Origin of the sequence: Pseudarthrobacter niigatensis, assembly GCF_030812615.1 — a bacterium.
GTDB lineage: Bacteria > Actinomycetota > Actinomycetes > Actinomycetales > Micrococcaceae > Arthrobacter > Arthrobacter niigatensis.
Genome location: NZ_JAUSTB010000005.1, coordinates 192,083 through 217,295 on the forward strand (window position 1 = coordinate 192,083; position 25,213 = coordinate 217,295).

The 25,213-nt window shown below is 67.6% G+C and carries 25 protein-coding genes; 14 read left to right on the top strand and 11 right to left on the bottom strand.

The window, feature by feature from the left end; all coding sequences use genetic code 11:
* Positions 1-11: 11 nt before the first annotated feature.
* Both nhaA and J2T23_RS09790 read right to left on the bottom strand, forming a co-directional pair.
* Positions 12-1,364, bottom strand: a complete 1,353-nt coding sequence (gene nhaA, locus J2T23_RS09785; protein WP_141159490.1) for a Na+/H+ antiporter NhaA — start codon at positions 1,362-1,364, stop codon at positions 12-14.
* Positions 1,365-1,448: 84 nt separating this feature from the next.
* Positions 1,449-2,129, bottom strand: a complete 681-nt coding sequence (locus J2T23_RS09790) for a PAS and ANTAR domain-containing protein (protein ID WP_307359490.1) — start codon at positions 2,127-2,129, stop codon at positions 1,449-1,451.
* A gap of 266 nt (positions 2,130-2,395) precedes the next feature.
* Here J2T23_RS09790 and J2T23_RS09795 point away from each other — a divergent pair, with 266 nt between their 5' ends.
* The 9 genes from J2T23_RS09795 (at position 2,396) to J2T23_RS09835 (ending at position 11,909) form a co-directional block, all read left to right on the top strand.
* Entirely contained in the window at positions 2,396-2,566 is a 171-nt protein-coding gene (locus tag J2T23_RS09795) for a hypothetical protein (protein ID WP_168225730.1), read from the top strand.
* Between the two features lie 80 nt (positions 2,567-2,646).
* Positions 2,647-4,791 carry a heavy metal translocating P-type ATPase gene (locus tag J2T23_RS09800; RefSeq protein WP_307359493.1) on the top strand — a complete coding sequence of 715 codons (2,145 nt, stop codon included), beginning with the start codon at positions 2,647-2,649 and terminating at the stop codon, positions 4,789-4,791.
* Positions 4,792-4,823: 32 nt separating this feature from the next.
* Positions 4,824-5,303 carry a hypothetical protein gene (locus J2T23_RS09805; RefSeq protein WP_307359496.1) on the top strand — a complete coding sequence of 160 codons (480 nt, stop codon included), beginning with the start codon at positions 4,824-4,826 and terminating at the stop codon, positions 5,301-5,303.
* A gap of 54 nt (positions 5,304-5,357) precedes the next feature.
* Positions 5,358-5,990, top strand: a complete 633-nt coding sequence (locus tag J2T23_RS09810) for a DUF305 domain-containing protein (RefSeq protein ID WP_307359500.1) — start codon at positions 5,358-5,360, stop codon at positions 5,988-5,990.
* Positions 5,991-6,125: 135 nt separating this feature from the next.
* A complete protein-coding gene (locus tag J2T23_RS09815; RefSeq protein WP_307359502.1) occupies positions 6,126-6,812 on the top strand; it encodes an arsenate reductase/protein-tyrosine-phosphatase family protein in 687 nt (228 codons plus the stop codon).
* A gap of 217 nt (positions 6,813-7,029) precedes the next feature.
* Positions 7,030-8,073 (top strand): LCP family protein, encoded by a 1,044-nt coding sequence (locus J2T23_RS09820; protein WP_307359504.1) that lies wholly within the window; start codon positions 7,030-7,032, stop codon positions 8,071-8,073.
* A gap of 190 nt (positions 8,074-8,263) precedes the next feature.
* Positions 8,264-9,955, top strand: a complete 1,692-nt coding sequence (locus J2T23_RS09825) for an alkaline phosphatase D family protein (protein ID WP_307359507.1) — start codon at positions 8,264-8,266, stop codon at positions 9,953-9,955.
* Between the two features lie 225 nt (positions 9,956-10,180).
* Complete coding sequence (locus J2T23_RS09830; RefSeq protein WP_307359509.1) at positions 10,181-10,987, top strand: histidine phosphatase family protein; 807 nt, start codon at positions 10,181-10,183, stop codon at positions 10,985-10,987.
* Positions 10,971-11,909, top strand: coding sequence for an NAD(P)H-hydrate dehydratase (locus J2T23_RS09835; protein WP_307359512.1), 939 nt, complete (start codon positions 10,971-10,973; stop codon positions 11,907-11,909). Before J2T23_RS09830 ends, J2T23_RS09835 begins: the two co-directional genes overlap by 17 nt.
* Positions 11,910-12,104: 195 nt before the next feature.
* Here the strand turns inward: J2T23_RS09835 and J2T23_RS09840 are convergent, their stop codons facing one another.
* Both J2T23_RS09840 and J2T23_RS09845 read right to left on the bottom strand, forming a co-directional pair.
* Positions 12,105-12,527, bottom strand: coding sequence for an Hsp20/alpha crystallin family protein (locus J2T23_RS09840; RefSeq protein ID WP_141159480.1), 423 nt, complete (start codon positions 12,525-12,527; stop codon positions 12,105-12,107).
* Between the two features lie 209 nt (positions 12,528-12,736).
* The gene (locus tag J2T23_RS09845; protein ID WP_141159479.1) at positions 12,737-12,934 is read right to left on the bottom strand and encodes a hypothetical protein; all 198 of its coding nucleotides are present in this window, start codon (positions 12,932-12,934) and stop codon (positions 12,737-12,739) included.
* A gap of 294 nt (positions 12,935-13,228) precedes the next feature.
* Here J2T23_RS09845 and J2T23_RS09850 point away from each other — a divergent pair, with 294 nt between their 5' ends.
* Positions 13,229-15,451, top strand: coding sequence for a S9 family peptidase (locus J2T23_RS09850; RefSeq protein ID WP_307359517.1), 2,223 nt, complete (start codon positions 13,229-13,231; stop codon positions 15,449-15,451).
* Between the two features lie 65 nt (positions 15,452-15,516).
* Here the strand turns inward: J2T23_RS09850 and J2T23_RS09855 are convergent, their stop codons facing one another.
* Positions 15,517-15,969, bottom strand: coding sequence for an SRPBCC family protein (locus J2T23_RS09855; protein ID WP_307359519.1), 453 nt, complete (start codon positions 15,967-15,969; stop codon positions 15,517-15,519).
* Between the two features lie 162 nt (positions 15,970-16,131).
* Here J2T23_RS09855 and J2T23_RS09860 point away from each other — a divergent pair, with 162 nt between their 5' ends.
* Both J2T23_RS09860 and J2T23_RS09865 read left to right on the top strand, forming a co-directional pair.
* Entirely contained in the window at positions 16,132-16,338 is a 207-nt protein-coding gene (locus J2T23_RS09860) for a hypervirulence associated TUDOR domain-containing protein (RefSeq protein ID WP_043452340.1), read from the top strand.
* Between the two features lie 4 nt (positions 16,339-16,342).
* The gene (locus J2T23_RS09865; protein WP_307359524.1) at positions 16,343-17,539 is read left to right on the top strand and encodes an NAD(P)/FAD-dependent oxidoreductase; all 1,197 of its coding nucleotides are present in this window, start codon (positions 16,343-16,345) and stop codon (positions 17,537-17,539) included.
* Here the strand turns inward: J2T23_RS09865 and J2T23_RS09870 are convergent.
* Complete coding sequence (locus tag J2T23_RS09870; protein ID WP_307359527.1) at positions 17,506-18,102, bottom strand: GNAT family N-acetyltransferase; 597 nt, start codon at positions 18,100-18,102, stop codon at positions 17,506-17,508. The two genes, J2T23_RS09865 and J2T23_RS09870, sit on opposite strands and share 34 nt — an antisense overlap.
* A 162-nt stretch (positions 18,103-18,264) precedes the next feature.
* On the opposite strand from J2T23_RS09870, the gene J2T23_RS09875 reads away from it, so the two are divergent.
* Positions 18,265-19,380, top strand: coding sequence for a TRAP transporter substrate-binding protein (locus J2T23_RS09875; protein WP_307359530.1), 1,116 nt, complete (start codon positions 18,265-18,267; stop codon positions 19,378-19,380).
* A 13-nt stretch (positions 19,381-19,393) separates the two neighbouring features.
* Here the strand turns inward: J2T23_RS09875 and J2T23_RS09880 are convergent, their stop codons facing one another.
* Both J2T23_RS09880 and J2T23_RS09885 read right to left on the bottom strand, forming a co-directional pair.
* Positions 19,394-20,557, bottom strand: a complete 1,164-nt coding sequence (locus tag J2T23_RS09880; RefSeq protein ID WP_141159474.1) for an acetate kinase — start codon at positions 20,555-20,557, stop codon at positions 19,394-19,396.
* A 54-nt stretch (positions 20,558-20,611) separates the two neighbouring features.
* A complete protein-coding gene (locus J2T23_RS09885) occupies positions 20,612-20,968 on the bottom strand; it encodes a VOC family protein (RefSeq protein ID WP_141159473.1) in 357 nt (118 codons plus the stop codon).
* A gap of 104 nt (positions 20,969-21,072) precedes the next feature.
* On the opposite strand from J2T23_RS09885, the gene J2T23_RS09890 reads away from it, so the two are divergent.
* Positions 21,073-21,360 carry a hypothetical protein gene (locus tag J2T23_RS09890; RefSeq protein WP_141159472.1) on the top strand — a complete coding sequence of 96 codons (288 nt, stop codon included), beginning with the start codon at positions 21,073-21,075 and terminating at the stop codon, positions 21,358-21,360.
* Here J2T23_RS09890 and J2T23_RS09895 read toward each other — a convergent pair.
* The 3 genes from J2T23_RS09895 to J2T23_RS09905 form a co-directional block, all read right to left on the bottom strand.
* The gene (locus tag J2T23_RS09895) at positions 21,357-21,617 is read right to left on the bottom strand and encodes a DUF8691 family protein (RefSeq protein WP_261398215.1); all 261 of its coding nucleotides are present in this window, start codon (positions 21,615-21,617) and stop codon (positions 21,357-21,359) included. The two genes, J2T23_RS09890 and J2T23_RS09895, sit on opposite strands and share 4 nt — an antisense overlap.
* Positions 21,618-21,637: 20 nt before the next feature.
* A complete protein-coding gene (locus J2T23_RS09900; RefSeq protein WP_307359535.1) occupies positions 21,638-22,318 on the bottom strand; it encodes a hypothetical protein in 681 nt (226 codons plus the stop codon).
* Positions 22,319-22,445: 127 nt separating this feature from the next.
* Positions 22,446-25,181, bottom strand: a complete 2,736-nt coding sequence (locus J2T23_RS09905) for a winged helix-turn-helix domain-containing protein (protein WP_307359538.1) — start codon at positions 25,179-25,181, stop codon at positions 22,446-22,448.
* Positions 25,182-25,213: the final 32 nt, after the last annotated feature.

Here is a 25,213-nt window from a genome sequence, read left to right on the forward strand (position 1 = left end):
GGACCCGCGGCCTAAGTGCGCTGCTGGTAGACGTCCGGGACGCCGTCGTTGTCAGAGTCGACTTTTTCGAGCTCTTCGGCCAGCCGGTACTGGCGGTTGCGGGTGCGCAGCACGGCGGTGGCCAGCAGCGCGGCGATCAGTGATGCAGCCAGGATTCCCACCTTGGCGTGGTCATCGTGCAGGCTGCCGTGCCCAAAGCTCAGCTCTGCCACCAGCAGCGAGACGGTGAAACCGATCCCCGCCAGCAGGGCCACACCGAACACATCGATCCACTTGAACGAGCTGTCCAGGCTTGCCCGGGTGGCCTTGGTCAGGATCCACGTGGTGGCCAGGATGCCGATCGGCTTGCCCAGGACCAGGCCCAGGATGATGCCCAGGGCCACGGGGTCTGCCAGGGCTGACCCCAGGCCAGCCCAGCCGCCAACGGCCACGCCCGCGGAAAAGAACGCAAAAATGGGGACGGCTACGCCGGCGGAAATGGGCCGGAACCGGTGCTCGAAGATTTCCGCGAGCCCTGGGCCGGCGTCGGGCCCGCCGGACGCCTGCGAGCGGATTACGGGGATCGCGAAGCCCAGGAGAACGCCGGCCACGGTGGCGTGGATGCCGGACGCGTGCACCAGGGCCCAGGTGGCGGCACCCAGTGGCAGCAGGATCAGCCAGGCGGCGGCCGCATGGCGGCCGAAGAAACGACGGTATGCCTGCGCGAGGAAGGCGTAGATGGCCAGCGGGATGAGCGCCAGCAGCAGCGGGGCCACCTGGATGTCGCTGGAGTAGAAGAACGCGATGATGGTGATGGCGATCAGGTCGTCCACCACGGCCAGCGTGAGCAGGAAGATCCGCAGGGCGCTGGGCAGGTGTGAGCCGATGATCGCCAGCACGGCAACGGCGAACGCAATGTCCGTGGCTGTGGGGATCGCCCAGCCGCGGAGCGTGCCAGGGCTGGAAAAATTGACGACGGCGTAAATCACCGCCGGGACAGCCACCCCTCCCACGGCGGCCGCCACGGGCACGATCGACTTGTTGAGCTGGCGCAGGTCACCGGCCACGAATTCCCGCTTGAGTTCCAGGCCCACCAGGAAGAAGAAGATGGCCAGCAGGCCGTCCGCCGCCCAGGCCCCCAGGCTGAGGTCAAGGTGCCACGGTTCGTAGCCCACCTTGAAGTCGCGGAGGGCAAAGTAGCTCTCCGACGCCGGCGAGTTGGCCCAGATCAGCGCGATGACGGCGGCTGCGACCAGGAGGGCCCCGCCCACGGTCTCCTTGCGGAGGATCTCGCCGATCCGCAGCGCCTCGGAGTAACTGCCGCGGGAAAAGACGGTGGAACCGGGAAAGGTGTTCCGGCGCGGGGTGGGCGGCGTGGAGTTCATGGGGCGTCCTTAAATCCGGGTTCGACAAATCCATGCCGACCAGACTTCCCGGCGCACCTGCTCCAATCCTACGGGCAACAGGCTTCAGCCCGCGCGGCGGCCCCCGGCGGAGTCCGGACGGCCATGCAGGTCGATGGCCCGCACGGCCCGGTCCAGATATGTCCGTGCTTCCGGTGAATTGGCCAGCTGCACCAGCTCCGCAGCCACCGCCACGAGTTTGACGTTCCGGTGGCTGCTGGTGGTCACCAGCAGTTGGAAGGCGTCATCAGAGCCAATCTTGAGCTGGCCCATGAGGATCCCCCGCGCCTGGTCAATTACGGTGCGGGTTGCCGTAGCGCCGGCCACGGCCTCGCGGGCGGTTTGTTCGGTTTCACGCTGCAGCGTCCGGCTCAGATCCACCATCACGCCCTCGAGTGCCGTGACTGCACCGTCCGGGCCGAGGATAGCCTCGCCTGCTGTCAGCACCCGCCGGGTCCTGCCCTGGGCATCGACCAGCCGGTGGTACAGGCAGAAGAAGCCGCCGGTGTTGCAGACCTGCGCCACGATCTCCTCGCACCGGTCGCGGTCATCGGGATGCTTGTGGGCGAAGACCAGCTCCATGGTGGGGACAACTTCGCCGCGGCGGTATCCGTGCAGCCGGTAGGTACCGTCGGACCAGTGGAAGGTTGGACCTGCCGGCTCGATGTCCACCCTGAAGGTTCCAGCATCGCTTTCGCTGTCCCCGAGGGCACTCGAGTATGTGTACAGGCCGCTGAGCTCCGTCACAGGTCCACCTCCCGGCGTGCGCCGGCCCCCAGCGGGCCGGTTCTGTCCTCGCTCTTTCCAGTATGGCCGCCCCGGCGGAGGGAAGGTAGTGCGGGAGGCCCTATGGACGTCCTCCGGAAAATGCCCTAGCACACTTGACCACCATACCCCCATGGGGTATGGTGGCGGTGTTGTCAGTGAAGTGGTATGTCCCGGCTGGTGCCCACCGGCCTTCACAGCCGTTCAACCCCAGCACCCCTTGATTCCCTCAACGGATTGGAACTGACATGAACACCGGGAACCGCCCCCAACTCCCCCTCGCTTCCGCCGCCTGCAGCTGCTGCGGCCCTGCCCAGGCCGCCCGGCCGGGCGCCGCCCTCCCTGAACCTTCCGCGCACGCCTCTCCCGCCGCCGTCGTACGGTCCGACGCCGATGCGGCACCGCAGCGCGACTTCTGAGCCGCGCAGCATCACAGGCACGCCCAAGATTCCGCAGCCCCGGACCAGGTCCGGGCGGCGACTGCCTCCCAGGAGGAAGAATGCAGGACAATCACCACATGCACCATCAAGGCAGTTCCCCGGAGCACCACCAGCCACCCAGCGGGACGCTTACCCAGGCACCGGCACACGGCGCAGGGCACGCACACCATAATGGCCAAGCTGCCCACGGCGACGACGACCACACCGTCCACACCCACGGCCAGCACGCCGGGCACAGCACCGCCATGTTCAAGAACAGGTTCTGGCTGACCCTGGCCCTCGCCGTCCCCGTGGTCTATTTCAGCCCCATGATGGGCCATCTCCTGGGCTACATGCCGCCGGAATTCCCGGGCGCCGCCTGGATCCCGCCGGTGCTGGGGACGGTCATCTTCCTCTATGGTGGCCAGCCGTTCCTCAAGGGCGGCCTGCAGGAGCTCAAAGACCGTTCGCCGGGGATGATGCTGCTGATTGGCATGGCCATTTCCGTAGCCTTCGCCGCGTCCTGGGTCACCAGCCTGGGGATCGGCGGGTTCGACCTCGACTTCTGGTGGGAGCTGGCGTTACTGGTGGCCATCATGCTGCTGGGCCACTGGATCGAGATGCGCGCCCTCGGGTCCGCGCAGGGCGCGCTGGATGCCTTGGCGGCCCTGCTGCCGGACGAGGCCGAACGCATTACGGACGCCGGCACCGAGACTGTCCCGGTGTCTGAGCTAAGCCCCGGGGACTTGGTCCTGGTCCGGCCCGGCGCCCGCATGCCGGCTGACGGCAGCGTGGTGGACGGGCAGGCCGAGTTCGACGAGTCCATGATCACCGGGGAGTCCAGGACCGTTGCCCGCGGCGCCGGGGACGCGGTGGTAGCCGGAACCGTGGCCACCGACAGCAGCGTCCGGGTGCGGGTCACGGCCGTTGGGGACCAGACCGCGCTGGCCGGGATCCAGCGGCTGGTGGAGGAAGCGCAGGCCTCATCATCCCGCGCGCAGGCCCTGGCGGACCGCGCCGCGGCGTTCCTCTTCTACTTCGCCGCCGGCGCCGGCCTCCTGACCTTCATCGCGTGGACATTGCTCGGCAGCGTCCCGGACGCTGTGACGCGAACCGTCACCGTATTGGTCATCGCCTGCCCGCACGCCTTGGGGCTGGCCATCCCGCTGGTGATTGCCATCTCCACCGAACAGGCCGCCCGCGCCGGTGTACTGATCAAGAACCGGATGGCACTGGAGCGCATGCGCACCATCGACGTTGTCCTGTTCGACAAAACCGGCACCCTGACCACCGGCGAACCGGAACTGAATGACGTTGCCGTTGCGGACGGCGCGGATCCCGACGCAGTGCTGGCACTGGCCGCATCGGTGGAGTCAGACAGCGAACATCCGGTGGCGCGCGCCATCGTGCGGGCCGCCAGGGAACGGAACCTGACGCTCCCGGCTGCCACCGGCTTCACCGCACTGACGGGCCGCGGCGTAAGGGCCGGCGTGGACGGACGTACGGTGCACGTGGGCGGGCCGGCGCTGCTGCGCGAACTCGGCGTCGTCGAGCCTGACTCTTTGGCGGCCAGTACGCGCACGTGGATGGACCGGGGCGCCGCCGTGCTGCACGTGGTCGACGACGGCAGGGTCCTGGGTGCCGTCAGCATGGAGGATGCCGTGCGGCCGGAGTCGCGGCAGGCCGTGCAGGCCCTGCAGCGGCGTGGCGTCAAGGTGGCCATGGTTACCGGCGACGCCCACCAGGTGGCGCAGGCGGTGGCGGCCGACCTGGGCATCGACGAGGTCTTCGCCGAGGTCTTGCCGGCAGACAAGGACAAGAAAGTCGCCGAGCTGCAGGGCCGCGGGATGAAGGTGGCCATGGTAGGCGACGGCGTCAACGACTCCCCTGCCCTGGCACGGGCCGAGGTGGGCATCGCCATCGGCGCGGGAACCGACGTCGCCGTGGAGTCCGCCGGCGTGGTGCTGGCCGGGAACGATCCCCGGGCAGTCCTGTCCATGGTGGACCTGTCCCGCGCCAGCTACCGGAAAATGTGGCAGAACCTGGTGTGGGCCACCGGCTACAACATCCTGTCCGTGCCGCTGGCCGCCGGCGTCCTGGCCTTCGCCGGGGTGGTCCTCTCCCCCGCGGCGGGTGCCGTGCTGATGTCCGCGTCCACCGTGGTGGTGGCACTGAACGCCCAGCTCCTCCGGCGCCTGAAACTGAACCCGTCAGAGGTACGTTGATCACTGCACACCGAACGGAAGGAGGGACCGCCATGACCACCCGCGCCGTGCCGGCCCCCCTTCGCAGGGCATGGCTGTTCGCCGCTGCCCTGGCCGTCATCGCGGGACTGCTGGGCATGCATGTGCTGACCTCCGGGCACGCTTCGCACGGGGCCATGTCCCAGCGCGGTGCGTCGCACACCATTGCTTCGCACAGCGCTGCTTCGCATGGCAAAGTGCCCCACGCAGATGCTTCGCCCGGCGCTGATCCGCAGCCTGCCCACGCGCCGGCCGCAGCTGCCGTGGACACACCTGACCTGGCCTCGGCCGCCTGCGGCGGCTCCTGCCCGGGGGTGAAGGAATCGGGGGCGCCCTGCGTCCCCTCCGCTCCCAGCGGTCCCCTTACCATTTCCCCGCCGCAGGCAACCCTGGCCGTCCTGCCGCTGCAGCCGGCCGGGGGCGGTCCCGGACCCACCTACGGCTACCTGCCAGCGGGCCCCACACCCTGCGAGCTGTCCATCAGCCGGACGTAAACCGGACTGCGCCACACACCGCGGCCCAGTTCCAGTACTCCCTGAAGGACAACCATGAACACCACTTTCAAGACCCTATCCATCGCTGCCGCCCTGGCCGCCTCGCTCGGCCTCGCCGGGTGTGCCGCCAACGCCGGTGCGGGTAGCAGCATGCCCATGGACCACGGCAGCTCCGGCGCCATGTCCAGCACCATGCCGGGCGCCGGCAGCACGCCCAACGCCGGCGCCGACCACAACCAGGCGGACATCATGTTTGCCCAGATGATGATTCCTCACCACTCCCAGGCCGTGGAAATGAGCGACATCATCCTGGCCAAGGCAGGCATGCCGGCCGACGTCATCGCGCTTGCCACCAAGATCAAGGCGGCCCAGGCACCGGAGATCAAGCAGATGACCGGGTGGCTCACCGGCTGGAATTTGCCAACCATGATGAGTGACCATTCCGGGCACGGCATGGCAGGCATGGTGGACGACGACGGGATCAACAAGCTCAAGTCCGCTTGGGGTACCGAGGCTGCCCGGCTGTTCCTCCAGCAGATGATCGGCCATCACGAGGGCGCCATCGACATGTCCCAGCAGGAAATCAGCGCCGGCAAATTCCCGGACGCGGTCAAGCTGGGCCATGACATCGTGGCTGCCCAGCAGGCGGAAATCACCCAGATGAAGCAGCTGCTGGCCGCGCTGTAGCAGGCGGACCCGCGAATGCGCGCGGCGCGGCGGCGGCACCCCGGTTCGGGAGGCCGCCGCCGGGCAGCCGCGTGTTAAGTTGAAAGGCACGGGCCTGAGCGGGTCCGGCACCAGCTGGGAAAAGAGAACATCTCCTTGGACACTTCCACACCAGTACGGATCCTGACCGTCTGCACCGGGAACATCTGCCGGTCGCCGGTGGCCGAACGGCTGCTGCAGGCAGGATTGGACCAGGCGGTGCCGGGCGGCTTCCAGGTGTCCAGCGCCGGCACCCGGGCCCTGGTGGGCGAGCCGATGCAGCCTCTCTCCGCAGAGATCGTACGGACCTTCGGCGGGGACCCGGAAGGGTTCGCGGCGCGGCAGCTGACGCCGAAGATCCTGCGCGGCGTGGACCTGGTGCTCACCATGACTTCCGGCCACCGCGGAGAGGTCCTCCAGCTTGACGCTTCCCTGCTCAAGCGGACGTTCACCATCCGCGAGTTCGCGCGAATGCTCGATGTCCTCGATCAACGGGAGGACCGCCAGCGGACGGCTGGCGCGGACAGCCAGCCCGCCGCCGTCGTACCTTCGCAGGACACCGGTTCCGACGTCGAAGGCGGCCTCGCTGCCAACGCCGCCTTGTGGCGGGGGCTGCCGGCGCGGGCCGCCGGAGTACGGCACCTCTCGCTGCCGGCCGATTCCGCGGACAACGACATCGTGGACCCCTACCGCCGCGCTCCGGAGGTTTACCGGCAGATGGAGGACCAGCTGGCCCCTGCGATCGTCTCCATCCTGCGCCACGCACGGCTCAACTCTCCGGTCCATGGGGACGCTGCCCCGTAGCTGAAGTGCGTCGCCGCAGTTCACGGGAGGGGCAGGCCTGCCAGGTGACAGTTTGGATACTCCTGTAGCCAATAGGGCCCTTCGGGACGGACACTGATCCCACCAGTCACAATGAGGTGGAGGCGTCATGAGCGTTCCAGGCGGTCCTGATCCATCCGGCGCCGGAAATCCAGGCTCCCGGCAACCGGGCCCAAGCAGTTCCCCCCGGCCTGCCTGGATGCTTGCCCTGGGGCGGCGCCGCTGGATCGCCGCGCTGGTGGCGTTGGTGCTGGTGGTGGCCGCCGGCGTCGCGGTCTTCAGCCTGAACCGGGCAGGCCAGGAAGCGCAGCCGGCAGCCACCCAGACCCAGCCGCCCAGCCCGACGCCCACGCCCACGCCCTCTGAAACTCCTCCACCGGCCCCTGCCCCGCCGCCGCCACCTGCGCCCATTCCGGACCTGCCTGCGGTCCCAATGAACATCCTCGTCATCGGCAGCGATACCCGCGACACCCCCGCCCGCGACGCCGCGGCCCACACCGCCGCCACCGGCGAACCCCAGGACCAGCGGGCCGACACCCTTATGGTGGTCCACGTCCCTGCCGACCGGCGGAACCTCTACCTCATCTCGATCAACCGGGACAATTGGGTGGACATCCCCGGATTCGGCAGCGCCAAGATCAACGCCGGGCTGCAGTATGGGGGCATCGACATGCAGACCGCCGCCGTGCAGCAACTGCTGGGCATCACCATCGACCACACCCTGATGCTTGACTTTGGCGGTTTCAAGCTCCTGGTGGACGGCCTGGGGGGCATCGACGTCAACGTGCCCATGGCCTTCCAGTCCAGCATCGAAACCCAGCACGTCTTCAGCGCGGGCGTGAACCACCTCGATGGCCAGGCCGCCCTGGAATTCTCCCGCGAGCGCTATGCCTTCTCCGACGGGGACTTCCAGCGGGTCCGCGACCAGCAGATCATGCTCCGGGCAATCCTGGCCCGGCTCACAGGGGGAGGTGCCCTGAACGACGTGACAGCGGTGCGGTCGCTGGTCGATTTCGCCTCCTGCTGCCTCACGGTGGACAGGGCCTTTGACCCCGTCCAGGCTGCGATCCTGGCGTACAGCCTGCGCAACCTGGACGTGAACGCCATCGGAACCATGACCCTTCCCACGTTGGGCTCCGGCTTTGTGGCCGGGCAGTCCGTGCTGTTTCCCGATTACGCCGGCATTGCGGCGGTGGGTGCGGCCTTGCGGGAAGGCCGGATCGGCGACTTCGCGAAGCCATAGTCCGGGCGGCGCGCTGCGGCATGGCCACGCAGCGACGCGCATACACGTTGCCGCGGCTGATATTCCTTTCCGCGGCCCACATCCCGGGGTCTCCAGGGAACCTGCGCGTCGCGGGTGAATTTGCGCGTCGTACACCCCGGGTTCACCCCATCGCCAGAATCCGTGTGCCCGCCCGGGAAACCCTGAGGACATGACTGAGACTTCCCAGGCCGGGGTTTCCCGCCGCACCATCGTCAAGAGTTCCGTCCTCGCCGCCGCGCTGGCCTCCGTCCCCGCCGCGAACGCAACGGCCGCCACCCAGTCTCCCGGCGGCGTAGCACTGGTCCGCAACAGGCTGACCCTGCCCAGCGGCATCGCCACCGGCGACGTCACCTCGGATTCAGCCGTCCTCTGGTCGCGTGCCTCGGGCGCCGGGCGCATGACGGCCGTACTGCGCGCCGTGGACGACGCCGGCCAGGTGCTCAGCGGGCGCGGCGCTTTCGAGCGGGTCCTCCGCGGACCCCGCGCCACCCAGGCGTCCGACTTTACTGCCAAGATCCACGCGGGGAACCTGCCCTCCAACACCCGGTTCTCGCTGGAGATCAGTTTCGAGGACGACGGCGGCGCGGCGGGCGAGACGGTCCGCGGCGGGTTCCGCACGGCCCCGGACACGGGGACGGTCAACGGCAAGGGCCGCACCGGTGGGACGGGCAACGGAGGCGACGTCCCGGCGTCGTCCGCGCAAAGCTTTGTGTGGACGGGCGACACGGCCGGCCAGGGGTGGGGCATCAACGAGGAGATCGGCGGGATGCGCGGCTACCGGGCCATGCACCAGACCCGGCCGGACTTCTTTATCCACTCAGGCGACACCATCTACGCCGATGGCCCCATTGCGGAGACCGTCACTGAAAAGGACGGGCAGGTGTGGAAGAACCTGGTCACCGACGAGGTGTCCAAGGTGGCCGAGACCCTCACCGAATTCCGCGGCCGGCACCGTTACAACTCCATGGACGCCAACATGCGGGCCCTGTTCGCGGACGTCCCGGTGATCGCCCAGTGGGACGACCACGAGACGCACAACAACTGGTACCCCGGCCAGATCCTGGACGACTCCCGCTACACCGTGCGGGACGTCAACACCCTCGCCGCCCGCGGCCGGCAGGCCTGGCAGGAGAACATGCCCATCGCGGACAGTTCGGCCATTTGGCGCCCGGGAACATTCGACGACGCCGGCACTTACCAGCCGGCGCGAATCTACCGGAAGATTTCCCGTGGCCCGCAGCTGGAGATCTTCTGCCTGGACATGCGCACCTACAAGTCCCCCAACACGGACGGCAAGGAACCCTACGCCACCGCCATTTTGGGCCAGGAGCAGGTGGACTGGCTGGTCAGCGAGGTCAGCAAGTCCAAGGCCACCTGGAAGGTGATCGCCAACGACCTGCCGCTGGGGGTGGTGGTGCCGGACGGCCCGGTGAATGAGGAGAGCGTGTCCAATCGCGACGCCGGCGCCCCCTTGGGCCGTGAGCTGGAAATCGCCGGGGTGCTCAGCGCGTTCAAACGCAACGGCGTCAAGAACACCGTCTGGCTCACCGCCGACGTCCACTACTGCGCCGCCCACCACTACTCCCCCGAGCGGGCGGCCTTCACCGACTTCGATCCGTTCTGGGAGTTCGTGGCCGGGCCCATCGCTGCGGGATCCTTCGGTCCGAACGCGATGGACGGCACCTTTGGTCCCGAAGTGGTGTTCTCCAAGACGGGACGCTTCGCCGGTGAGTCCCCGCGCGACGGCGAAAACCAGTTCTTCGGGCACGTCCAGCTGGGCGAGGACAACAGCTTCACCGTCAGCCTCCGCAACGCCAACGGAGCCACCGTATTCTCGAAAGTCCTGACCCCCGAGCCGTAGGCCTTCCCCTCGACGCACAAAACCACTTGCGACGCGCCAATTCCCTGACGCGCCGATAAATGGGGTGCGTCAAGGACTTTGCGGGTCGCGAAGGGTGCTGCGCGTCCAACTGCGGCCGCGGCACCAAGGCAGGCTGCCGCCGTCTTCCGTTATTTTCCGCCGCCCCGTGGGTACGCCGTGGGTAATGTTCCTGCATTTGGCACGGCGAGCGGACGGGGTGGTGTTGTGAAGGATGAGCGGGCGGCGGGTTCTGCGGCGGACGACGACGGCCTGACCCAGGCGGTCCAGGAGGCCGGGGCTGTGGAGCTGCTGTTGATCCGGCATGGGGAGAGCGAAGGCAACGTTGCGGCCACCGAGGCGCGGGAAGCCGGGGTGGAAGTCATCGAGGTTCCCGCCCGCGATGCGGACGTGAACCTGTCCGGGACGGGACGGGACCAGGCCAAAGCCCTGGGTACCGCCCTGGGCCGGACCGCGGCGGAGTTTCGGCCGGACGCCGTGGTGTCCTCCCCCTACGCTCGGGCCCGGCAGACGGCCGAGATCGCGGTGGAAACCGCCGGCTGGCCGGTGCAGGTGCGCACGGACGAGCGGCTGCGGGACCGTGAGCTGGGCATCCTGGACCGGCTCACCCGGCTGGGCGTGGAGAACCGCTACCCGGAGGAATCCGAGCGCCGGGACTGGCTCGGCAAGCTGTACTACCGGCCGCCCGGAGGGGAATCCTGGGCCGACGTGGCGCTGCGGCTCCGGTCCGTCCTGGCGGAGTTGAACAACCTGGGCACCGGACACCGGGTGATGCTGGTGTGCCACGACGCCGTGATCATGCTGTTCCGGTACGTGCTGGAAGGGCTCAGTGAAAAGGAGCTGCTGGACCTGGCCGCCAGGGAGGCCATCCTCAATGCGTCCGTGACCCGGTTCGTCCGCCCGTCCGGCGCCGGCCCGTGGACACTGGAGAGCTTCAATGTCGCGGACCACCTGGCCGAGCAGGGCATCGCGGTCACCGAGCACGCAGGAGACACCAGTGTCCGGCCGCAGTGACTCCTCTCCCGTCCCCGTTACGCCCTCGCTCCTGCGGGACTGGCGGTTGCCGGCACCGGGAGCTGACAAGTATTCCCGCGGCTCGGTGCTGGTGGTGGGCGGCGCCCGCTCCACCCCTGGCGCGGCACTGCTGGCGGGCGTTTCAGCGCTGCGTGCGGGAGCGGGGAAACTTACGCTGGCAGTGGCGGGGTCGGTGGCCGTGCAACTTGGGGTGGCGGTACCGGAATGCGGGGCCATTGCCATGCCGGAAACGTCCGGCGGCTCGGTCAAGGCCGAACTCGACGGCATCTCCTCCTACCTGGACCGGGCAGACACCGTGCTGGTCGGGCCCGGCCTGGACGACCCTGACCTGGCCGGCGAACTGCTGCAGGCCCTGCTGAGCCGCGAGGCAGGCCGTGGCGGGGACGGCACGTCCGGCGCTTCCGACGGCAGCCAAGGAGGCCCCGCCGTCGTCCTCGATGCCTACGCACTGGCCGCCTTGGTGCACCTGGAGGACCAGCTGGACCCTTGGCGCGGCCGGTTGATTCTCACGCCGAATCCCACGGAAGCGGCCATCCTGCTGGGACGGGATGTGGCGGACCTCGAACGGGACGTCGCCGGGATCTCTGAACGATTTGGTGCCGTGGTCAGCTGCCAGGGGCTGGTCAGCAAGCCAACGGGGCCCGATGCGGACGGCCCCGGCCTGTGGAAGATCACCACCGGGTACGGCGGTTTGGGAACGTCCGGCAGCGGCGACGTGCTGGCGGGGGCGATTGCCGGGCTCCGGGCGCGAGGCACTACCTGCGCACAGGCAGCCTGCTGGGGTACGCACCTGCACGCAGCAGCGGCGGACCGGCTGGCCAGCAGGATGGGTCCCCTGGGATTCCTGGCCCGCGAGCTGGCGGATGAACTGCCCGCGCTGATGCTGGAACTCAGCGTCTGAACGCCTAGCCGCAGCACGCCCGCAGCGGGAGTCCTGGGACATGGATGGCCCCCGGCCGAAACCGGGGGCCACCGTGGCGGGAGGGTAAGGCTTACGCTGCCGATGCGCTGTCTGGCGCTGTGGCGTGCACAGAATGGCGATTCGCCCCAAAAAGGCAGTCAACAGATGTGCCCGCCTCCCGGTCCTGTGATGAAACTAAGCGGCGATTTCCTGCTTTGCCCCCTTCGTTTCGATCTCGATCTTGCGCGGCTTGGCCTTTTCGGCAACCGGGATCCGCAGCGTCAGGACGCCGGCGTCATAGCTGGCCTTGATGTGGTCAGTGTCCAGCGTGTCGCCGAGGATCAGTTGGCGGCTGAAGACGCCGCGCGGCCGTTCAGAGGCGACCAATTCGGTGTCCTTGCCCACGGGGTCCGGGCGTTCGGCCCGCACCGTCAGGACATTCCGTTCAACATCCAGGTCCACCGAGTCCACGGAGACACCGGGCAAATCAAAGGCCACGACGAATTCCTGGTCCTCCCGCCATGCATCCATCGGCATCGCCGCCGGGCGTGCAGCCGTGCCGAGGACCTGCTGGGCCAGCCTGTCCAGCTCGCGGAACGGATCGGTTCGCATCAACATGGCTTCCCTCCTCGTAAGAGATGGTCCAACATCATTCCCGAATCAGCCGATCTATGGTGGCTGATATAGATTTTTTAGCACTGGAGAACCAGGTCCGCAAGGGTTTCCAGCAGCGGATTCCGGAGAATTTTCCGGCCACCGCGGGCATGGAAAAGGGCCCTCCCAGCCGTGCACGGGCAGGCAGCGGAAGGGCCCTTTGAGGTTGGCGGTCAGTCCCGGGTGGGGTCCGGGCGGAGCGGCGCCGGGCCGGGATCCGGGACGGGAAGCGGTCCCGGAGGCGCCGGTGCGGGGAACGGATTCGGGGATGGCGGGCCGGGAGGGTGCGGCTGGGTGGGGTCCGGGGAGGTGGGCTCCGGGCCCGGTTCCGGCGGGAACGGCTCAGGTTCGTGCACTGGCGGGATGGTCATGAACTTCCCTTCTCACGCTGGGCGGATGTGCCTTGGACTGCCCAGCCTACGCTTGCGCTCCGTCTGCAACCACCCTCCCCTCCCCGGTTGCTCCATCAGTTTTGGTCCCTAAACGCCGGTTTTAGGAGCCATAGGTGATGGAGCATCACGACGGCGGGGGGTGCCAACGTGCGGATCCGTCAGTCCCGGACCGGGAGGATGAGACCCAGGGTCTTCGCCCTCTTCCAGCCAAGGGCGTCTCCCCCGACAGCGAACGGCCCCGTGGCCCGCGGGGGTGGTGGATATATTGAATCCATGACCTCCACTTCCCTGCAGGATTCCGCCGGCACTGCGGTCCCGGCTCCCCCGGCCGCCAAAAAGATCCCCACCGAGCGCACCCACCACGGGGAGACCTTCGTGGACAACTACGAGTGGCTGCGGGACAAGGAATCGGCGGAGGTGGTAGAGCACCTGCGGGCCGAAAACGCCTACCAGGAAGCCGTCACGGCGCACCAGGAACCGCTCCGGGAGGCCATTTTCCAGGAGATCAAAGGCCGCACCCAAGAAACCGACCTGTCCGTCCCGCACCGCAAGGACGGCTGGTGGTACTTCAGCCGCTCGGCGGAGGGCAAGGAGTACGGCATCCACTGCCGGGTTAAGGCACAGGACTCCGGAGACAAGGTGGCCGACTGGACGCCTCCGGCTGTAGAGGCCGGGGTGGAGATCCCGGGCGAGGAGATCCTGCTGGACGGCAATGTGGAGGCCGAAGGCAAGCCGTTCTTCTCCGTGGGCGGTACAGCGGTCACCGTGGATGGCAACCTGTACGCCTATGCGGTGGACAATGCCGGCGACGAACGCTTCACGCTGCGGATCAAGGACCTGCGCACAGGCGAACTGCTGCCGGATGTCATTGAAAACATCTTCTACGGGGTGGCATTCTCCCCGGACGGCACCCGTCTCTTCTACACCGTGGTGGACGAGTCCTGGCGCCCCTACCAGGTGAAGGCGCACGTCCTTGGCACCCCCGTGTCGGAGGACCTGGTGGTGTACCAGGAGGACGACGCGGCCATGTGGCTGGGCTTCGAACTCTCCGCGGACCGGCGCCATCTGGTGCTGGGGATCGGATGTTCGGAGTACAGCGAAACCAGGCTGCTGCGCTTCGACGATCCCGCCGGCGCCATCACCACGGTCATTTCCCGCAACGAGCGCGTCCTGTATGAGGCCGAACCCTTCCTGCTCGACGGGCAGGAACGCATCCTGCTCACGCACAACCGCGGTGCCATCAACTCCATGGTCTCCCTGGCGGACCCGGCCGAGCTGGAAAAGCCGCTGGCCGAACAGACCTGGCAGACCGTCGTCGGGCATTCCGACGACGTGCGCGTCAACGGCGCCGGCGTCACCGCCACGCACCTGGTGGTGTCCGTCCGCAAGGACACCATCGAGCGGGTGCAGGTGATGGGACTGGCCGGCCTGGGCACGCCCGCCCAGCAGGAGCCCGTGGAACCGGCTTTCGATGAGGAGCTTTACACCGCCGGCGTGGGCGGCTCGGACTACGAATCCCCCGTCATCCGGCTGGGCTACACGTCCTACTTCACGCCGTCGCGCATCTACGACTTCGTCCTGCCCACCCCGGAGCAGCCGGCGGGCGAGCTGCTGCTGCGCAAGGAAAGCCCGGTCCTGGGCGGCTACGACGGCAGCGACTACGTGGCCACCAGGGAATGGGCCACCGCCGGCGACGGCACGCGCATCCCGCTGTCCGTCCTGCGGCACAAGGGCGTGAAGCGGGATTCGACGGCGGCCGGCCTGGTCTACGGGTACGGCTCCTATGAAATGAGCATGGACCCGGGCTTCGGCATCGCACGGTTGTCGCTGCTGGACCGCGGCATCGTGTTCGTGATCGCCCACATCCGCGGCGGCGGCGAGCTGGGCCGGCACTGGTACGAGGACGGCAAGAAGCTCACCAAGAAGAACACCTTCACCGACTTCGTGGACGCCACTGACTGGCTGGCAGGCTCCGGATGGGTGGACCCGGCCCGGATCGCAGCGCTTGGAGGCTCCGCGGGCGGGCTGCTGATGGGCGCCATTGCCAACATGGCACCCGAAAAGTACGCCGCCATTGTGGCGCAGGTGCCGTTCGTGGACCCGCTCACCAGCATCCTGGACCCGGACCTGCCGCTCTCCGCGCTGGAGTGGGAAGAGTGGGGCAACCCGATCACCGATCCCCAGGCCTACGCCTACATGAAGTCCTACTCCCCCTACGAGAACGTGCGGGAGGTGGCCTACCCCAGGATCGCCGCCGTGACGTCCTTCAACGACACCCGGGTCCTCTATGTTGAACCGGCCAAGTGGGTGCAGGAACTGCGGAACAAGACGACGGGGACCGCGCCCATCGTCATGAAGATCGAGATGGACGGTGGCCACGGGGGCGCCTCCGGCCGGTACGTGCAGTGGCGGGAACGGGCCTGGGACTACGCATTCATCGCCGACGCCCTGGGCGCCACCGAGCTCCTCCCCGGCGCCGGCCTGAAACAGGACTGAAGGTACGACGGCGGGCGGGTCCCGCCGTCGTACGCTTCCTTTGCCGCGCCGCAGCAGGCAGCGCTTCAGGGCTGCGGGTGCTCCGCCAGCCACTCAGCGAGTGTTTCAAGGTTGGCGCGGACGGTGCGTCCCTGGGCGCGCTCTACCAGGGGATCGGCGATCTTGCCAAAGATGCCGCCCAGGCCGGAATCGGCATCGATCCGCTGGGTGACCCGGGTCCCGCCACCGGCCGGTTCAAGGGTGAACGTCACCGTGAAGTTCAGCTTCCCTTCAACGGAGCGGGACACCATCCGCCTTGGCGGGTCGAACTCCACCACCTCGACAGTCCAGTCGAAGCGCCGGCCCATCACTTTGCTTGTTCCCCGCCCCCGGGTACCTTCCGCGACGGGACCGGTCCCCACCTGCTCAGAGGCGGTGACCGAGGAATCATAGACGGCGATGTTGTCGAAATTCGACAGGAAATCGAAGACTTCCTGCGGCGGCCGGGCGATGACAACGGATTCTTCTACTACTGGCATCGGATTCTCCTGGAACAGCACCTGCTGCCGACGCGGCTCGGCCGGCAGGTAGGCACAGCGCCAGCTTGGACCGCTGCCGCGCCACTGTCAATGCGCCAATAAGCTCACCATGCTTACCATTGGGGGGCACTTGTTTTCCGGCACGGATACAGAGGAGCAGGCATGTCATTGAGCAAGGGAACGCACGTGGAGTGGAACACTTCACAGGGCAAGACGCACGGCAGGATCGTCGAGAAGAAAACCAGCGACTTTGAGCTCGACGGCAACACTCACCGCGCCAGCGAGGATGAGCCGCAGTATGTGGTGGAATCGGACAAGACCGGCGCCCGGGCGGCGCACAAGGCATCCGCACTGACCGAGAAGAAGTAGTCCCGTGGCTGCCCAGCACGAGGTTGTGGTCATTGGTGGCGGCAACGCCGGCATCTCCCTGGCCGCCCGGCTGCGGCGCTACGGCGTCAAGGACGTCGCAGTGATCGAACCCCGGGACCACCACCTCTACCAGCCGCTTTTCTCGCACATCGCGGGCGGCCGGGCGCAGGCCGGAGAGGCCATCCGGCCACAGCAATCCGTCATCCCCAACGGCGTCACCTGGATCCGGGATGCCGCCGCCGGCGTGGATGCGGCGGGCAATACCGTCACGCTGGAATCGGGGGCCCGGGTGGCTTACGGGCAGCTGGTGGTATGCCCGGGGCTGCAGTACGACTGGGGCGCTGTGCCAGGGCTCGCCGAGGCCGTCCATTCGCCGAACGGCGCCTCCCACTATGAGTTTGAACTGGCTCCCAAGGCCTGGACGCTGCTGAGCGCCATGACCTCCGGGACCGCCGTGTTCACCATGCCGGCAGGCCCCATCAAGTGCGGCGGCGCCGCCCAGAAACCCATGTACCTGGCCTGCGACTACTGGCGGGAACAGGGGGTCCTGGACAAGATCCGGGTGGTGATGGTTCAGCCCTACCCCACCGTGTTCGGGGTTCCGGAGGTGGACCGGGAACTGGACCGCAAGATCGCTGAGTACGGGATCGAACTACGGACCAACAGCGAACTGGTGGCGGTCAGCCCTTCCGGGCGCAGGGCCACCATCCGGGACCACGCCGCCCACACCACGGAGGACCTGGCGTACGACTTCATCAATGCCGTCCCGCCGCAGTCGGCCCCGGACTGGCTCAAGGCCACGGACCTGCCGGCTCCCGGTGACGCGGGCGGCTTCGTGGAAGTGGACCGGCAGACGCTGCGGCATCTCCGCTACCCCAACGTGTGGTCCCTGGGCGACGCCGCGGGCACCACAAACTCTAAGTCCGGCGGTGCGCTGCGCAAGCAGACGAAGGTGGTGGCCAAAAACTTGGTGGCCGCCAGGAAAGGAAAGCCTCTGCGCGCCAAGTATGACGGCTACTCGGTCTGTCCGTTCACCGTGTCACGGGACACTGTGGTGTTCGCCGAGTTCGATGACACGTACCGGCCCAAACCCACCATCCCCCGGGTACCTACCTGGAACGAGAGCAGGCTGTCCTGGGTGGTGGACCGGGATCTCTTTCCCAAAATTTACTGGAACCTGATCCTCAAAGGCCGGGCGTAGCGGCTACGGGCGGCGCCGATGCGCCATTCAGCGGCCAGGATGGCGTAAACCAACTCGGTAGCCCACTGTCCCTTGTACCGCCATTTGTCGATGTGCCGTGCCTCCAGCCGCATGCCCAGCCGGCTGCAGAGTGCGGCCGAGGCATGGTTGAGTTCATCCAGCCGTGCCTCGATCCGGTGCAGGCCAAGTTCCTCGAAGCCAAGGCTGAGCACGGCGTCGGCGGCCTCCGTGCCGTAGCCCTTGCCGCGGGCCGCCGGCGCCAGGGTCCATCCAACTTCGGCCTGGCCCTCGCCGGGGAGCCATTTCAGGACCACTTCACCCAGCAGGCCCGGTCTTTCGGCGGCTTCGATGGCCAGGGCCACCCAGTCGCCCTCCTTCTCGAAGACAAAGTTGGCGTACCTGCCCACCCGCTCCATGGACTGCGTATAGGTCTTGGCCGGCCCGGGCAGGAAGCGCGCGGTATCCGGCAGCGAGTGGTAGGCGTGGAAGGCGTCCAGGTCACCGCCGTTGAACCGGCGCAGGACCAGCCGTTCGGTGGTGATGGGCAGGCGGATCTCAGGCATGGATCGAGGTTACGCCACCGCTCCGCAAAGAACGACGACGGCCCCCACCCCGCGTGGCTGGAGGGCTCTTGCCCCGGCGAACCTCCGGGAGTACCGTTCGCGTACGGCTCGCTGGCGCCCGTGTTGTCGCATCTACCGTTCCCTTGGAAAGTAGGGGCAAGAGTGAAGTCCGCACAGCCCTGGGCAGCCCTCGTCGTCATCGGCATTCTGCTGGGTGCCACCTCCTGCACGTACGAGGACTCCACGGAGGACCCACCCACCCGGGCAGGAACCACAACAGCTCCCAGCCCCAAAGTGCTCCGCATCGGCACCCAGGACGATGCGGTCGGGCCTACCCGCGGCCAGATCGAAGAATTTGCCCGGCAGGTGCAGGCCCGTTCCCACCGGACCTTGGTGGTTGACCCGGTGTACCGGGCGGGAGGCGACTCGGGCAAAGGCTGGGACCAGGTGGTTGCCCGACGGGTGATGGGCGGAGACCTGGAGATGGCCGTAGTGCCGGCCCGGACGTGGGACACGGAGGGCGTCCTGGACTTCCGGGCACTCTCCGCGCCCTTCCTGGTGACATCAAGCGCAGTGATCAAGGAAGTAGTGAAACCGGAGCATGCCCGCGGGATGCTGGCCAGCCTCGAGAGTGCCGGGGTGACAGGCCTGGCGCTCTTTCCGGACGGTCCGAGGATGCTGTTCTCCTTCACCACACCCATCCTCACCCTCGCGGATGTCAAGGGCATGGTGGTCAGGGCGCCCCTGTCCGACACCACCTTCGCCGTCCTCGCGGCCCTGGGTGCCATACCCGTGGACCTGGCCGACCAGGAGTTCGGTGACGGCGTGGCGAGGGGAACGGTGGGGGGCGCCGAATCGTCCATGGCCTACGCCCAGGATTTGCCGACGGCACGGAACGCAACGGGCCGTGCCATCGCCACCGGAAACCTTGTGGTTCATTCGAAGATCAGCACCTTGGTGATCAATAACAAGGCCAGGGCCGCCCTCACCGGGGACGAACAGCGGATTCTCCAGGAGGCTGCCGATGCAACCAGGGAATGGGCCTCCGCCCTTTTCGCACCGCTTTCAGCGGAAGCCCGGAAGTACTGCGAGGGTGGCGGCAAGGTGGTCGTGGCAACAGAGCAGGAGCTCGCAGCTTTCCGTGCGGCCTCAGCACCGGTCTACGGGGTCCTGGAACAGGATGCGGATACCCGGGAACTCATTGGACGGGTCCAGGATTTGGCCGCCAGGACTCCGGCAGACCCCGCGGTCAAACCCTGCGACTACGACACCTACTGAGGATCAGGCGGGATCAGGAGGCAGCTGACCCGACGACGGCGGCGGTCGCCTCCGCGATGGCGCGCTCCTCGTCGGTGGGAACCACCAGGACGGGGATCGCCGAGCCCGGCGTGGATATGACGCGCGGTTCCTTAGACCGCTCAGCGTTCAGGCCGCCGTCGAGCTCGATGCCCAGGGCGCCGAGCCGGTCCGCCACATGCGCCCGGAACTGCCGGGAGTTCTCACCGATTCCGGCGGTGAACACCAGCGCCTTGGCCCCGCCGACGGCCACGTGGTAGCCGCCGATGTACTTGGCCAGCCGGTAGGACGCCACCGCGAGCGCCATGCTGGCCTTCTCGTCGCCGGACTCGGCGGCCTCCACCACGGAGCGCATGTCGTTGTTGCCGGCCAGGCCTTTCAGCCCGGATTCACGGTTCAGCATGGTGTCGATGTCCTCCGGCGTCCACCCGGCACGGCCCAGGAACACCAGGATGGACGGGTCCAGGTCGCCGGAGCGGGTGCCCATCACCAGGCCTTCGAGCGGAGTGAAACCCATGGAGGTGTCCACGGAGAGGCCGCCCCGGATGGCGGTGGCGGACGCGCCGTTGCCCAGGTGGGCGATGACGCCGTCGAACTCCTCGATGGGGACGTCCAGCAGCGCCGCGGCCCGGCGCGCAACATACTCGTGCGAGGTGCCGTGGAAGCCGTACCGGCGGATGCCGTGGTTGGTGTACAGCTCATCCGGGACGGCGTAGCGCCAGGCATGCTCGGGCAGGGTGCGGTGGAAGGCGGTGTCGAAGACGGCCACCTGCGGCATCTTGGGCCATTTCCTGGTGATGGCACGGATGCCCAGGACATTGGCGGGGTTGTGCAGCGGCGCCAGCGGGTTGAGGCGTTCGATCGCACGGGTGATTTCGTTGTCCACCAGCACGGGCTCGGCGAACCGCTCGCCGCCGTGGACCACCCGGTGCCCCACGGCGCCCAGTTCCCGGTCCCCCAGCTCCCGGTGGATCGCCGCGTCAACCTGTTCCAGGGCCTCGGCGTGGTCCCGCGGGCCTTCGACCTCACCGTCCCCGCCGCCGCCGTTGCCCATGCCGATCTTCTCGATCAGTCCCTCGGTGAGCACCGTCCCGGCCGCCACGTCACGGACCTGGTACTTCAACGACGACGAACCGGAGTTGATCACGAGCACGAGCATGCGGGGCCTCCTCAGCCTGGCGTCTGCAGTTCAACCCCACTATATGTGGCCGCGCTAACGGTCGGTCAGCAGCAGCGTGTTCCCGTCCGGGTCCTGGGCCGTGAAGAAGAGGCAGACGTCCGGGGAGCCCGTAATGGACCCCACCGGGACGCCTTGGCCCGCCAGCTCTGCGCGCTTGGCGTCCAGGTCATCGACTTTGAAGTTGCACGTCGCCCACGAAAGCCCCGGGTCAGCCTGGATGCCGCTGTCCGGGCCCATCAGCGTCACCGATGCGGTTCCGGTGCCAGTAAGGAGTGCCGAGAAATTGTTCGTGTCTGCGACGGCGAGTCCCAGCATGCGGCTGTACCAGTGGGCCGCCGCGTGAGGGTCGCGGACGGGGATGAAGGCGGTGGTGATGGCTGTACCGGGCATGCCAGTGATGGTAACGGATGGAGTGCAATCCTTCCTTGCGCATGCACCCCGGCTGTGCCTATGGTCGGCGGACAAGGCTGGCCCACGTCGAGAGGACTTTCCGAATGACGAACGAACCCACTTCGGGCGAAGAGAACGATCCCACCAACACCGGATCCAGCAGCACGGCGCCGCTTCAATCCGGCTCCGGGTCCGGCTCCAAGGACCCTACCGTCGTTGAGGGCGCCAACCCGGCGCTGGACGATACCGGAAACCTTAAGGCTGCGGAAACCGGTGAAGCGCCGGAAGCACCGGAGAACCCCGAAGACCTGGACCTCACGCCGCAGGGTCTCTCCGACGAACCCGCAAAGCAGGAGGACCCTGAGAGCCCCGCCAAGCCGGACAACAGCTAGGCGTTCGACGGCGGTACCGGGCTTTGTCGGAAAAGCCCGGTACCGCCGTCATGCGTTCCCTCCGCCTCCACCGAGATGAGCACGAGGCCAAGGTCACGGACCTTGGCAAGCAGCCCGTGAAGGGCCGCTTGGTCCGGGACCGTCCCGCTTAGGGAGGTGGTTCCCCCGTCGTCGTGCGTCACCGCCAGTCCTCCGAACCACGCAGACCAGTTCCGGTCAAGGTGCCCTCCGACACGGATGCGGTACCGGCCGGGCATATCTTGTCGAGGGACCGCGGTCACGGCATACCGACCTGGCCCAGTACCGCGGTTGGGGCCGGGGACTCGCCAGCAGGCTTCAGTCCGCGCCAGAGGGAGTAACCGAGGCCGATCATGGCCACACCGGTGGGAATGGCGAAGAGCCGCTCGTTGACCTGCGGCAGGAACGGTATGGCCAGGGTTGACACCGAGGCTGCGGCCAGGAGTGCGGCGGCCCAGCGGGCCAGGACCCGGGCACGGAACAGTGCGATGCCGAACAAGAGGCCGCCACCCAGGAACGTGGCTGCACCGGCCAGGTTCAGCACCGTCATCAGGCCCACATCGCCGTGCACGGGCTCACCCAGGATCAGGGCAAAGACGTCATTCACGTAGCCGGGATTGGTACGGGCCACCGTTGGAAGGACCACAAGTCCGATCAGTTCCATGCCGGTCATGATGAGGTAGCCCGCGGCAAATACAAGGTATCCCACCAGCCCCAGGATGCTTGCCCGTGAAGCCTGACGAAGGTAGATGCCCGTGATGCCGATTAGGGACAGCCAGGCCATGAGGATCTTGAGGGATTGGCGGACGGCGTACTCTGTGGTGACTGCGAACTCGGCGTCCAAGTGTGGGTGGTTGATCTGGACACCGATGAACAGTGCACCCGCGGCGGCGGCGCTGACGCCGGCCCAACGGGTGAGGCGGGTGGTGGTGATGGACATGTTGGGCTCCTGGGCCTTGGGGTTTCCGGGTTCCGGCTGCGGAGCGCTGCCGGATAAGTCCAAGGTAGGAATCCGTTGGGTGAGCGGGCATCACCCGATGATGTGATCCGTGAGGGTGATCCGGGAGTCAGGCCAGGCCATGACGTCGCGCAAGGGCGACCGCCGACCGCCTGCTGGTCACGCCAAGCTTGGTGAAGATGTGCTTGGTGTGGGTACGGAGGGTGTTCTGCGAAATGAAGAGGGCCCGGGCAATTTCCGGGCCGCTGAGCTCAGTGCCCAGGAGCCGGAGGACCTGAAGTTCGCGCTCACTCAGCGGATCAATGACGGCCGGCGGCTCCTCCCCCAAGCGTGCCGGCTCCTCCCCGGATGGGGCAGCCAAGCCGAGCAGGTGCCGGGCGGTTGCAGCGGCGCCGTGGTGCGTCCCGTCACCCGACCGTACGGTCTCGCGCAGAAGTGCCTGCAGTGGTTCCCCTTCGTCGAGGAACAACCGCACGTAGGCCTCCGGCTCCGGTGACGCCGTGAGGGCCTCCCTTAGCGCCTCCTGCGCCTGCGCCCGCCGGCCCAACAAAGCAAGGGCCAAGGCCTGGAGCATCCTGATTTCCATCAGGCTGCCCGCCCGGCCTGATGCCGCGGCATTGGTGGCCAGCCGGCCCAGGAGGTCAGGTGCATCAAGAGCGGCAGCAGGATCGGCCGGCTGCTCGGCGATCATCAGGCGGACAAGGGTCAGTTGGTTGTACTCCCCAAGGTAACCGAGGTCGTCATGCGCTGTGATCCCGAGCGCACGGGCCCAGGCACCGGCGGCGGCGAGGTTGCCTTGGCGTATCCAGAGGCGTGCCCTGACTGCGGGAACAGGGCGGACCTCCGGAAAGAAACCCGGCCGGTACAGCTGCTCTGCCCGGTCCAGGCAGCTGACAGCCCGTCCAGCGTCGCCCGCATCCTGCGCCAACAATCCAGCGGCCAGGAACCAGCGGTAGCGGCTTTCCGTCATCGGCCCGCGTTCGACGAACTCTGCGGCGGCATCAAGGTGGCTTTTTGCCGCGCCAGGTTCTCCGGCCTGCCGGCACATTTCGCTGAGAGCCACGTGCAGTTCGGCGCTGGCGCGCACCAGCGATTCCCCATGATCTGCGGCAGCCTGCAGCGCAACATTGCAGATCCGGCGCGCCTCACCGGGCCGGCCCGCCGTGAGCAAAATGTCCGCCAGTATCACGGTGCTGCCGAACCCGTCGAGAAGGTTGCCCCCGGCATGAAGGCTGGCTATAGCCTCCGTGAAGATCTGCCGCGCTTCATCAACCGTCCCGGCAGCCCAGGCAGCGAGTCCCAGGAATCCCGCCGCCGCACCGCGCGACAGGTGGTCCTCCGGGCGCCCGCGTTCAAGGGCCTCCCGCGCGTACGCCGCAGCTCCGGCCGTGTCTCCCCGGGCCAATGCAAGTGCTGCGCGGTAGGTGGCGATTGTCGCCGGTAACGCCTGAAGCTCCAGGTTCTCCGGGTCCGGCGGCATGTCCGGATTCTCTGGACGGACGGCAGCCGCGGCCGCGAGCATTTCCTCGGCGTCGGCAAGACGCTGCTCCACGCCGCGCAGGTCGCCCTCCGCCATCAGCATCGCCCCATAAAAGACGGTAAGCACCGGGCTTCGGCGGATGGAGCCGTCAGGGAGTTTCCGGAGCCACGCGAACAGCACCGTATCCTGGCGGTTGCGCCGGAGCAGCGGCACGGCTTGTTCCACGAGCAGGGCCGCGAACTCGTTGTCCTGGCCTGCGAGGGCGTGCCGGACGGCGTCGGCGGTGCCACCGTGGGACGCATGCCAGCGGCTGGCCCGCCGGTGGAGTACCGGAACGCGCCCGGGATCGTCCCTGAGCAGCCGGTTTCGAAGGACGTCGGCGAAAAGGTGGTGGTAGCGGTACCAATCCCGCCTGTCATCGAGGGGAATGACGAAGAGGTTTGCCCGCTCCAGGTCTGCCAGCATGCGGCCGCCGTCCTGCGTTCCAGCCACGGCATCGCACAGGGGACCCGTCAGGCGGTCCAGGACTGCGGTGCGCTCCAGGAAGCTCCGGACGTTGTCCGTCTGGTGCCGCAGGACTTCGTCCACAAGGTAATCCACGACGTACCGGTCATCACCTGCAAACCCCTCAATGAAACCAGCGGGGTCCGGCCGGTCCCGGATGGACAGTGCGGCGAGTTGCAGGGCGGCAATCCAGCCCTCCGTCCGCTGCTCCAGCGTTGACACCTGGGCGTCGGCCAGTCCGAGCCCGGCTGCGCCGTTGAGGTAAGCCGCAGCCTCGTCCCGGGTGAACCGCAGGTCTGCTGCCCGGATCTCCAGGAGCTCTCCCCGTGACCGCCAGCGTGAAAGGGGCAGGCCAGGATCCGAGCGCGTGGATACCACCACGTGCACGTTGGGCGGATGGTGTTTGAGGAAGTAGGCAATACCGTCAGCGATGGCAGGGCTGTCCACTGCGTGGTAGTCATCCAGGACCAACCAGATGTCATGGGCGGCTGCGGCGAGGTCATTGAGCAGCACGGTCAGGACAAGTTCGGTTGCCAATGGTGGGGACGCGACCAGCTCCTGCGCTGCGGTGCCGATACCGGGGAGTGTTTTCCGGAAGGCAGCTATGACATAAGCCCAGAATGTGGCCGGGTCGCTGTCCGCCGGTTCCAGCGAAAGCCAGGCGACGTTCCGCTGTTGCTCCGTGGTGTCTGCGAGCCAGTCGGCGAGGAGCGCGGTCTTCCCGAAGCCTGCCGGGGCGGAGACGAGCGTCAGTGCGGCGCCTTCGGTGTGGACCAGTTTTTCGAAAAGGCGTGGCCGGGCAACCAGGCCCCGCGGAGGGACCGGAACGTAAAGCTTCGTGGCCATCAGCGGCTGGTCCATGTGATCACCCTAGGCGACGCCCGCACCTGCCT

Coding starts and splice junctions, on each gene's coding strand:
- J2T23_RS09805 (WP_307359496.1), top strand. CDS start 4,824: ATGACCACCCGCGCCGTGCCGGCCCCCCTTCGCAGGGCATGGCTGTTC.
- J2T23_RS09895 (WP_261398215.1), bottom strand. CDS start 21,617: ATGCCCGGCCGGTACCGCATCCGTGTCGGAGGGCACCTTGACCGGAAC.
- J2T23_RS09820 (WP_307359504.1), top strand. CDS start 7,030: ATGCTTGCCCTGGGGCGGCGCCGCTGGATCGCCGCGCTGGTGGCGTTG.
- J2T23_RS09870 (WP_307359527.1), bottom strand. CDS start 18,102: ATGCCTGAGATCCGCCTGCCCATCACCACCGAACGGCTGGTCCTGCGC.
- nhaA (WP_141159490.1), bottom strand. CDS start 1,364: ATGAACTCCACGCCGCCCACCCCGCGCCGGAACACCTTTCCCGGTTCC.
- J2T23_RS09905 (WP_307359538.1), bottom strand. CDS start 25,181: ATGGACCAGCCGCTGATGGCCACGAAGCTTTACGTTCCGGTCCCTCCG.
- J2T23_RS09880 (WP_141159474.1), bottom strand. CDS start 20,557: ATGCTCGTGCTCGTGATCAACTCCGGTTCGTCGTCGTTGAAGTACCAG.
- J2T23_RS09885 (WP_141159473.1), bottom strand. CDS start 20,968: ATGCCCGGTACAGCCATCACCACCGCCTTCATCCCCGTCCGCGACCCT.
- J2T23_RS09845 (WP_141159479.1), bottom strand. CDS start 12,934: ATGACCATCCCGCCAGTGCACGAACCTGAGCCGTTCCCGCCGGAACCG.
- J2T23_RS09855 (WP_307359519.1), bottom strand. CDS start 15,969: ATGCCAGTAGTAGAAGAATCCGTTGTCATCGCCCGGCCGCCGCAGGAA.
- J2T23_RS09890 (WP_141159472.1), top strand. CDS start 21,073: ATGACGAACGAACCCACTTCGGGCGAAGAGAACGATCCCACCAACACC.
- J2T23_RS09860 (WP_043452340.1), top strand. CDS start 16,132: ATGTCATTGAGCAAGGGAACGCACGTGGAGTGGAACACTTCACAGGGC.
- J2T23_RS09800 (WP_307359493.1), top strand. CDS start 2,647: ATGCAGGACAATCACCACATGCACCATCAAGGCAGTTCCCCGGAGCAC.
- J2T23_RS09840 (WP_141159480.1), bottom strand. CDS start 12,527: ATGTTGATGCGAACCGATCCGTTCCGCGAGCTGGACAGGCTGGCCCAG.
- J2T23_RS09900 (WP_307359535.1), bottom strand. CDS start 22,318: ATGTCCATCACCACCACCCGCCTCACCCGTTGGGCCGGCGTCAGCGCC.
- J2T23_RS09810 (WP_307359500.1), top strand. CDS start 5,358: ATGAACACCACTTTCAAGACCCTATCCATCGCTGCCGCCCTGGCCGCC.
- J2T23_RS09795 (WP_168225730.1), top strand. CDS start 2,396: ATGAACACCGGGAACCGCCCCCAACTCCCCCTCGCTTCCGCCGCCTGC.
- J2T23_RS09825 (WP_307359507.1), top strand. CDS start 8,264: ATGACTGAGACTTCCCAGGCCGGGGTTTCCCGCCGCACCATCGTCAAG.
- J2T23_RS09850 (WP_307359517.1), top strand. CDS start 13,229: ATGACCTCCACTTCCCTGCAGGATTCCGCCGGCACTGCGGTCCCGGCT.